Genomic DNA, 8010 nt, shown 5'->3' on the forward strand with positions numbered 1-8010 from the left:
ATTTCAGACTTAGAAACCAAGTTACAAGACCAATCCCCCAGAGTAAAGGCAGATTCTCGGCAGCTGTTCGTAAGTCTTCTTCGGTAAGTCGGTTCATTCTCTCCTGGTAAGGCTGTTGATCTGTCGCATAGTAAACACGGTAAGACGTTTCGGTCACGGGATCAAGCCAAGCAGCAAGGCGGAAATCTTGCTCTTGTGCGAGATTCGGATACTGAGCGAATCCGCCGAATTGGCTTATTTTTGTCGATGTGGATAGCTCAGTTTCATGAAAAGTTAACTGATACACTTCCTGGCTGCTCATGCGCCGATTTTTTTCATAAACCGATGAAACTACAAGTGTGACTTCGCCAGAAGGTGTTTGAGAGAAAACCGGATGCAAAATTGTATCAGAATCACTAGCCTCAGAGCTTGGAAGATCTATTCGCTCATCTTGCATGTTAGCAGCTTGATCCCAGGGAAATGTGAGCATCTGCAAAGTACTCTTACCGGATTTAGCTGAGCTGATCGTATAGGCGACCCTGAGTAAAGATTTGTCTGCGTATACCGTAAAATCCTCCAAATACCTGTTAACCAGCTCTAATTCCTTGAGCTTATTCATGAGCACCGTCTTTCCAGACGCGGTATCCAACTTAACAACGTTCAGGGCGGAATTCCCTTCCCTACTTGTTGCATAAACAACGGAAAGCATACCATCCGTGTCCATAAATCCTTGTACCTGCTTAATTCCACTCGTATTTAGCTTTATCCAATTCGGTGTTTCCTCGCCAGAAGTAATGCCCACAAAAAGCGCTTCTTCGTTAAACGTGAGAAGGACCTTATTGCCATTAAGCCCCTGTATGCCCTGAACGCCGCTCATCTCGGTTTCACTCAACAATCTTTTCGTTGACCAAAGCCCATTCTTCCATTCACTTGCATACAGCTTGTTGCTGGCACCGATCCAAACAGCTTTTCCCTCACCCATGAGGCGATAAGATTGTACAAGCTCCGCGTCCGGTACTGGCCGCACCTCTGAGGTACTCTTACCCTCGTTGTCAATTTTCACATAAATAAGTTCATTTCCGGATCTGTAAGCAAAAGATTTGGAGCCGATCATTTGAACAGGACTTGCTTGCGTAGCGAGCTTCGGCAATGATGTCGCGCGTCCATAAGAATCTGCAAACGGCATCACCTGTTCTCTTGCCAGCAGCACCGTATGTATAATCCCGATCATGATCATTACAGCTAGAAACGGCACAACAGTAAACAACTTCCATAAAGTACGGTTCCTCAATCGAAAGCTCCTCATCTTCTAGTTAATCTGACAGTTGATTAGACGTCATTACCTCTCGTATTGTTGCGGAAATAAAAAAAGCCGCAACTATGCGGCTTCATCTTATATAGGCAATGTTATTCGTTATTCTCCATCCATTGGAAGTGAAAGCTGCCTTTTTTATCTACACGTTCAAACGTATGCGCCCCGAAATAATCCCTTTGAGCTTGCAATAAGTTAGCAGGCAATCTCTCTGTGCGGTAGCTATCATAATAAGCTAATGCGGAAGCAAAAGCAGGAACTGGAATACCTCTTGTAACGGCAACTGAAACAACTTTTCTCCAAGCATCCTGATAGTTATCAACGATATTGCCAAAGTATTCGTCAAGAAACAAGTTTCTCAATGCCGGGTCACGGTCATAAGCATCTTTGATATTTTGTAGAAATCTTGCGCGGATAATACATCCACCGCGGAAGATCATCGCAATGTTCCCATAGTTCAAATCCCAGCCGTACGCATCAGATGCAGCTCTCATTTGAGCAAAACCTTGTGCATAAGAAGCGATTTTACTTGTATACAATGCTTTGCGAACAGCCTCGATGAATTCTTTAGGATCGCCGTCATAACTTGACACTGCGGGACCATTCAGACGTTTGCTTGCAGCCGCCATTCACTTTGGCCGAAATTGCCGTCAAGATTGGCTCTACCAGTTCGTAAGCGTCTCTTTGTCCACCTGGCATAATCGCAGGTCCGTTAAGAGCGCCCTCTTCACCGCCCGAAACACCCGCGCCGATAAAGCGGAAGCCTTGCGCTTGAAGTTCTTTATTTCTTCGCTGCGTATCAGGGAAATAAGCGTTACCGCCGTCGATAAGGATATCCCCTGGGCTTAGATAAGGGATGAGCGAATTAATCGTATCATCGGTAGGTTGGCCCGCTTTTACCATAATGAGAATCTTGCGCGGAGACTCAAGGGATTGAACAAATTCTTCTGCGCTGTAAGTACCAACAAAGTTCTTTCCTGGTGCTTCCTCCAGAAGTTCATGCGTTTTCTCTGGTGAACGGTTATATAAAGCAACTGAGAATCCTTTGCTTTCGATATTCAATGCCAGGTTTTTACCCATAACGGCCAATCCAACTACACCAATTTGCTGTTTGCTCATAATAATTGCCTCCTCTTATTTCTGCTCTGTTGCAGCAATTCGTTTTTGTAGTTCAGCTTTTTGCGCTTCAAAACCAGGTTTGCCAAGTAGTGCAAACATATTGATTTTGTATGCTTCCACGCCAGGCTGATCGAACGGGTTCACCCCAAGCAGCAAGCAGCTGATGCCGCATGCTTTCTCAAAGAAATACACCATTTCCCCATACGTATATTCATTAAGAGCATCTAATTCAACAATTAGATTAGGCACGCCGCCATCAACATGGGCAAGTCGTGTGCCTTCTGCTGCCTTCTTGTTCACTTCGTCCATTGTCATGCCCGCTATGAAATTCAGACCATCCAGATTGGCCGAGTCCTCTTCAATCGTCAGCTCAACTTTCGGCTTCTTCACAGAAAGAACGGTTTCGATAAGATCACGGCGTCCTTCCTGGACATATTGTCCCATCGAGTGCAGATCAGTCGTGAAATCTACGGATGCGGGATATAGCCCTTTCTGGTCTTTCCCCTCGCTCTCACCGAACAACTGCTTCCACCATTCAGAAACATAGTGTAAGGACGGTTCGAAGTTAGCTAGCAGCTCGATACTCTTCCCTTTACGGTAAAGGGCATTGCGAACGGCTGCATATTGATAGCTTTCATTGGTAGCAAGATCAGCATTATTATATTTCTGTGCTGCAGCCGCGGCTCCCGCCATCATCTGATCAATGTCAAGTCCAGCAGCAGCAATCGGCAGAAGACCTACAGCAGTAAGTACGGAATAGCGGCCGCCTACATCGTCAGGAATGACAAAAGTTTCATAGCCTTCTTCGTCAGCAAGCTTTTTCAATGCACCCTTAGAAGAGTCGGTTGTGGCATAGATACGTTTCTTCGCTTCTTCTTTCCCATACTTTTTCTCCATATAATCGCGCAGGATGCGGAATGCAATGGCTGGTTCCGTCGTTGTTCCCGATTTGGAGATAACATTGAGGGAAATATCCTTATCCTTCAGCAGCTCCAATAGATGGGTGATGTACGTTGAACTGATATTTTGACCGGCAAAATATACTTGCGTTTTACCCTCCATTTGATTATGAAAAGTATGAGACAAGGCTTCGATCGCTGATCTTGCTCCCAAATAGGAGCCGCCGATCCCAATGACGATTAAGGCATCGGAATTTGATCGAATGCGCTGAGCAGCTTGCTTGATTCTTGCAAACTCTTCTTTATCGTATTGAAGCGGCAGATTGACCCAGCCCAAATAGTCGGAACCTGGTCCTTTTTTCTCATGAAGCATGTCATGTGCCACTTTCACAAACTCACCCAAATAATCAACTTCATGCTGCTGGATAAATGATAATGCACTTGAATAATTAAATGAAATAGCCATATGGAACCTCTCCTTTTGGACCTGCACGTAGTGATTGAAACGCAAATCAGTTTGTATGATGGGCAAAATATTTTTCTTTACTTGTTCCACTTTCACGTTTGGTATTGGAATCAAACCACCAATGATGGCCGTTCTCCGCCAACAAGGCATCAGATTCAGCTGGGCCATTCGTTCCCGCGGCATATAGATGAAGCGGAACTAGATTTTCTTGGAAAGCATCTAGAATAGGTTGAACCCACGCCCAAGCTAATTCGACTTCGTCCCAATGCGCGAAGAACGTCGGGTCTCCTTGCAAAGCATCGAAGATCAAATTTTCATAAGCCTCGGGAACATCCTCCTGATTTTCATGAAAGTCTATTTGAATCGGTTTGAATTTCCCGTTGTGTTGAGGATCTTTCGAATTTAATTGCAACGTAATGCTTTCATTAGGACTAATTTCAAATACCAGAAGATTAGGTACTTGGCTGTCGTCATGTGTTTGAGTCAGATTCGTTGACGGTTCTTTGAATTCAATGACGATCCGTGTTGATTTCTCGTTCATCCGTTTACCTGTCCGAATATAGATCGGTACTCCCCGCCAAAAGAAATCGTCGATCTGCAATTTAGCCGCAATAAACGTATCGTTCATGGACGTACTGGCAATTCCCGGTTCAGAAGTATAAGCAACAACGGGCTTTCCTCCGGTGGTTCCTTCTTTGTATTGACCGCGGATAACGCTGGCACCAACGTCCTGTTTCAACAACGGCTCGAGATTTTCCAGCACTTTTTTCTTCTTGAACCGCACCAATTCGGAGTTGCTAATATTAGGCAGGTGCATCGTCAGCATCATGAGTAATTGCAGCATATGGTTTTGGAACATGTCTCTTACCGCGCCTACATGATCGTAATAACCGGCTCTTTCTTCAACACCAACAGTTTCGTTAGCGGTAATTTGAACATTGGCAATATAATTATTAGCCCAGATCGCATGTAGGACTGGATTGGACTGCTGGATAACCTCAAGTTTTTGCACCATCGGTTTGCCCAGATAATGGTCGATTCGATAAATTTCATTTTCTGCAAAAGCTTTGCTTAATGACAACTCTCTTCTTCCAAGTCCAATCAAAGAGAATGATTCTGGCAATTTATCATCGACAAACAAATTATACAGGGCAGGATAAATCTTTCTTTTGGCTAAATCCCCTGTCGCTCCAAATAAGACAAATGTAGTAGGCTCCATTATATTCTCTTCTCCTTCCAACAGAGCTCTCTTGATCAATCGGCAAGCTCTGGTTTCTTTTTCGTAACTCCACTATAATATAATTACCACCTATAAAAGAAATCATTATATTTCAGAGGAGATATAGACCTCATCTATGATAAATAATTACGAATTGTACAAAGTTTTTTATTGGGCTGCCAAAACGGGAAGTTTGACACAAGCTGCCAAAGCCCTGTACATTACCCAACCAAGCGTCAGTCACGCCATCAAACAGCTGGAAGACAGCTTTGGTCTCGCTTTGTTTTATCGGAATTCCAAAGGTGTTGCTCTGACACAAGAAGGTGCCATCCTTTATTCCTACATAGAGCAGTCTCAGAACTTCATTTCTCGAGCCGAAGAAAAAATGGCCGCACTCAAAAATCTGGACAGCGGCGAGCTGCGGATTGGCGGAAGCGATTCTCTCTTCAAACATTATTTACTTCCGTACTTGGAAGAATTCCATCAGAAACACCCTGGCATTAAGCTAGAAATGCTGCTCCAATACCCCGTTATTCTATTCTCGAGAAATAGCCGGGCACGTATGGCCATTACGGAATTATTCCAAAGCTACGGTTACAAACTCAAACCTGAGATCGAGGTCGGCAGCGTGGAGCTTCTCATCGAGTTTGCACGGAAAGGGTTAGGAATTTCTTACGTAACGAAAGAATTTATTTCGAAAGAGCTTGAAGAGGGATCTCTCTTCGAAATTAAACTAGACGTGAAACTGCCGCCTACCCATGTAGGTATTATGACTATGCGTAATATGCCTCTTTCCATTTCGGCAAGAAGATTCATAGAGTTGGTTCAATAGAGTTCATAAGGAAAGAGCCGGCCCCATACGGGGACCGGCTCTTCATGCTGAAGTTTTTTAATTAGACGGAATGATTCGAAAGTTTTTATCCAAATTGACAAGCATGATGAAATTACGATTAAACGTAAAAATACGTTTGACCTGATAATAGGACATGGTCACCGCAGTGAAGGCTTCACTAAGCGAGAAACGCAGCTCGGGCCTGTCCAGTAGCAATCTACGCGATTCACCCTCGAATTCAGGGCTGCTGGAGATGACTGTCAGCTTGCCTTTGCTCACAGCTTTATCGATTGCACTCAAGAAATATTCTGCCCGTTGATAGCTGTATGCATTGCGCAGCCATTCGTGAAGATCAAAAATAATCGAGTTGGTAGTCACGTAATTACGTTCAAGATCATGCAAATCCAGAAACAAAGAACGGGCTTTCGCATAGCTGGAATCCTCAGGGTTCATTAACGCGGCCAAAGCTGTACCATCCAGAAAAATGGCATCCTGTATGTTCAAGTGGTTATCCATATGTCGTCAGCACTCCTTAATCCTCTAATTTGCAGATGCCATCTAAATATAAAAGCGGGTTATCTTCTTTTTGATCCACCGAGATGTGGGCTAATTCKTATGGTGTACTTTCCAGGTATTGCGCAATGATGCCATTGACGATCTCCTGTACGGTCGTATGCTGCATATTGGCGATGACTCTCAGTTGATCATATGTGTCCGGAYTCAATTCCAACGTGTCTTCCTCTTGCTCTTCACTTCTTGAAGTAATGAATTCGGAAGCGGTAGATTTTGCTTTTTCGAGTTGATTTTGAATGAAGCGTTTGTAAGTATTCCCCATCGTGATTCACTCCTTAATTATGCATAGCTTTTAAAAGATTCGTCGTATTTTGTCGATTTCAGGGGGTGGTGTCGAATTAAAAAAGAAAGATTTGCCATAACTGCGTGTAAAATCGTGCAAAACGTACATAATAACAAAAAGACATGCAGGGAGATTTTCTATGACACCAGAGCAACAGCATGTATACGAGGAATTATTAAATAGGGAGAAGTCGCTATCTACCGCTTGGATCGATTATTGGGTCCAATATTCGAACGCTCAGACATGGGAATTCTGGGTTAATCTTGCTATGTTCCTTATTCCCTTAATTATTCTCTGGTTCGTTCTTGACCGTAAGAAGGCGTTGCAAATCGGTTTTTACGGTTTCAGTGTACATGTCATGGCGACCTATATTCATCTGTATGGCGAAAGAAACAATATTTGGGGATTTCCATATAAAATCGTACCCTATCTACCCACAAGCATCACTATGGATGCCTCATTTAATCCTGTTGTGCTTATGCTACTATATCAATGGACCGTGAATCATAAAAAAAATTACTATTTATTTGGTGCCCTTATGTGCGCTATCTTCGCATTCGTCCTTAAACCATTGTTATCAGCTGTTGATTTATTTCACTTGTACGGGAAAATGAATTATTTCTATTTATTTCTGATTTACTTCCTAGTCACTATACTTGCCAAGTTAATAACTGATTTGTTTATTTATTTTCAAAGAGATTCTAAAAAAGCTGCTGAATAAAGAAGACTCTGTCCCCTGTGAATCAGGGTTTAGAGTCTTTTTCTTTTTCGTATACACGATTAGCTTCCGAATGAATAAATCTAAGCAAGGCTATCAGATCCGTCAAACGCTCCATTTGTGATGGATACAAACGATTGGCTTGAAGTCGTTTTATCGCTATAGCCTCCTCAATAAGACCGCGCCACTTGTCTGGTAGATGATGAATGCCATAGATTCCAGCTCCAACTTTGCTCGTAATATCATGTTCTTTTAACGTATAGAGCTGGCGCAACATACCGAGTGTACACCACTCGATTGCATACTCAAGTTGCTCAACGTCGATCTCTTGTTCCTGAGCAAGGATAAGCTGCAATTTTTCCTCTAATCTAGTTATCCAACCAACCCAGTAGCTATTTAAGTTATTAATGACATATTGGAGTAGAGAATCAACTTCCAAATCGTATTTGAACGTAATTTCGGAGCCATACACCCGGACGCCATGTTGTTTTAAAATCCACCATGTGATCGGATTCAAATCCGCTCCCCTGCCATTCGTATTGATTTGCTTATCAAAATAGGTCAGTAAGGGGCTAATTTCAGTATGATTATTAGTTAGCTCATTCAGAAG

The 8010-nt window shown here is 43.1% G+C and carries 8 protein-coding genes and 1 pseudogene; 2 read left to right on the forward strand and 7 right to left on the reverse strand.

The features are described from left to right. The 4 genes and pseudogenes from AC1DUA_RS30290 to AC1DUA_RS30305 all read right to left on the reverse strand — a co-directional run. The coding region (locus AC1DUA_RS30290; RefSeq protein WP_477503276.1) for a hypothetical protein at positions 1-1270 on the reverse strand (1270 nt) is incomplete at its 3' end. 116 nt (positions 1271-1386) lie between these two features. After that, positions 1387-2410 (reverse strand): annotated as a pseudogene (locus AC1DUA_RS30295) (NADP(+)-dependent, decarboxylating phosphogluconate dehydrogenase). Positions 2411-2425: 15 nt separating this feature from the next. Beyond that, positions 2426-3775 (reverse strand): glucose-6-phosphate isomerase, encoded by a 1350-nt coding sequence (locus AC1DUA_RS30300; protein ID WP_477503277.1) that lies wholly within the window; start codon positions 3773-3775, stop codon positions 2426-2428. A 46-nt stretch (positions 3776-3821) separates the two neighbouring features. After that, entirely contained in the window at positions 3822-4994 is a 1173-nt protein-coding gene (locus AC1DUA_RS30305) for a glucose-6-phosphate dehydrogenase (NADP(+)) (protein ID WP_477503278.1), read from the reverse strand. 136 nt (positions 4995-5130) lie between these two features. Between AC1DUA_RS30305 and AC1DUA_RS30310 the strand changes: the two genes are divergently transcribed. After that, positions 5131-5826, forward strand: a complete 696-nt coding sequence (locus tag AC1DUA_RS30310; RefSeq protein ID WP_477503279.1) for a LysR family transcriptional regulator — start codon at positions 5131-5133, stop codon at positions 5824-5826. Between the two features lie 57 nt (positions 5827-5883). Here AC1DUA_RS30310 and AC1DUA_RS30315 read toward each other — a convergent pair whose 3' ends face one another. Next, entirely contained in the window at positions 5884-6342 is a 459-nt protein-coding gene (locus AC1DUA_RS30315) for a type II toxin-antitoxin system VapC family toxin (RefSeq protein ID WP_477503280.1), read from the reverse strand. A 16-nt stretch (positions 6343-6358) separates the two neighbouring features. Beyond that, complete coding sequence (locus AC1DUA_RS30320) at positions 6359-6661, reverse strand: hypothetical protein (RefSeq protein WP_477503281.1); 303 nt, start codon at positions 6659-6661, stop codon at positions 6359-6361. A 160-nt stretch (positions 6662-6821) separates the two neighbouring features. On the opposite strand from AC1DUA_RS30320, the gene AC1DUA_RS30325 reads away from it, so the two are divergent. Next, on the forward strand, positions 6822-7403 hold the full coding sequence (locus tag AC1DUA_RS30325; RefSeq protein ID WP_477503282.1) for a CBO0543 family protein: 582 nt from the start codon (positions 6822-6824) through the stop codon (positions 7401-7403). Positions 7404-7425: 22 nt separating this feature from the next. On the opposite strand, the gene AC1DUA_RS30330 is transcribed toward AC1DUA_RS30325, so the two are convergent. Then, on the reverse strand, positions 7426-8010 hold a 585-nt coding region (locus tag AC1DUA_RS30330; protein ID WP_477503283.1), incomplete at its 5' end, for an aminoglycoside adenylyltransferase domain-containing protein.

This window comes from Paenibacillus sp. 01T422, from assembly GCF_056398785.1.

What these genes read in the sequence shown, in the direction of transcription:
- AC1DUA_RS30300 (WP_477503277.1), bottom strand. Translation starts at nt 3,775, where the DNA reads ATGGCTATTTCATTTAATTATTCAAGTGCATTATCATTTATCCAGCAG.
- AC1DUA_RS30305 (WP_477503278.1), bottom strand. Translation starts at nt 4,994, where the DNA reads ATGGAGCCTACTACATTTGTCTTATTTGGAGCGACAGGGGATTTAGCC.
- AC1DUA_RS30310 (WP_477503279.1), top strand. Translation starts at nt 5,131, where the DNA reads ATGATAAATAATTACGAATTGTACAAAGTTTTTTATTGGGCTGCCAAA.
- AC1DUA_RS30315 (WP_477503280.1), bottom strand. Translation starts at nt 6,342, where the DNA reads ATGGATAACCACTTGAACATACAGGATGCCATTTTTCTGGATGGTACA.
- AC1DUA_RS30325 (WP_477503282.1), top strand. Translation starts at nt 6,822, where the DNA reads ATGACACCAGAGCAACAGCATGTATACGAGGAATTATTAAATAGGGAG.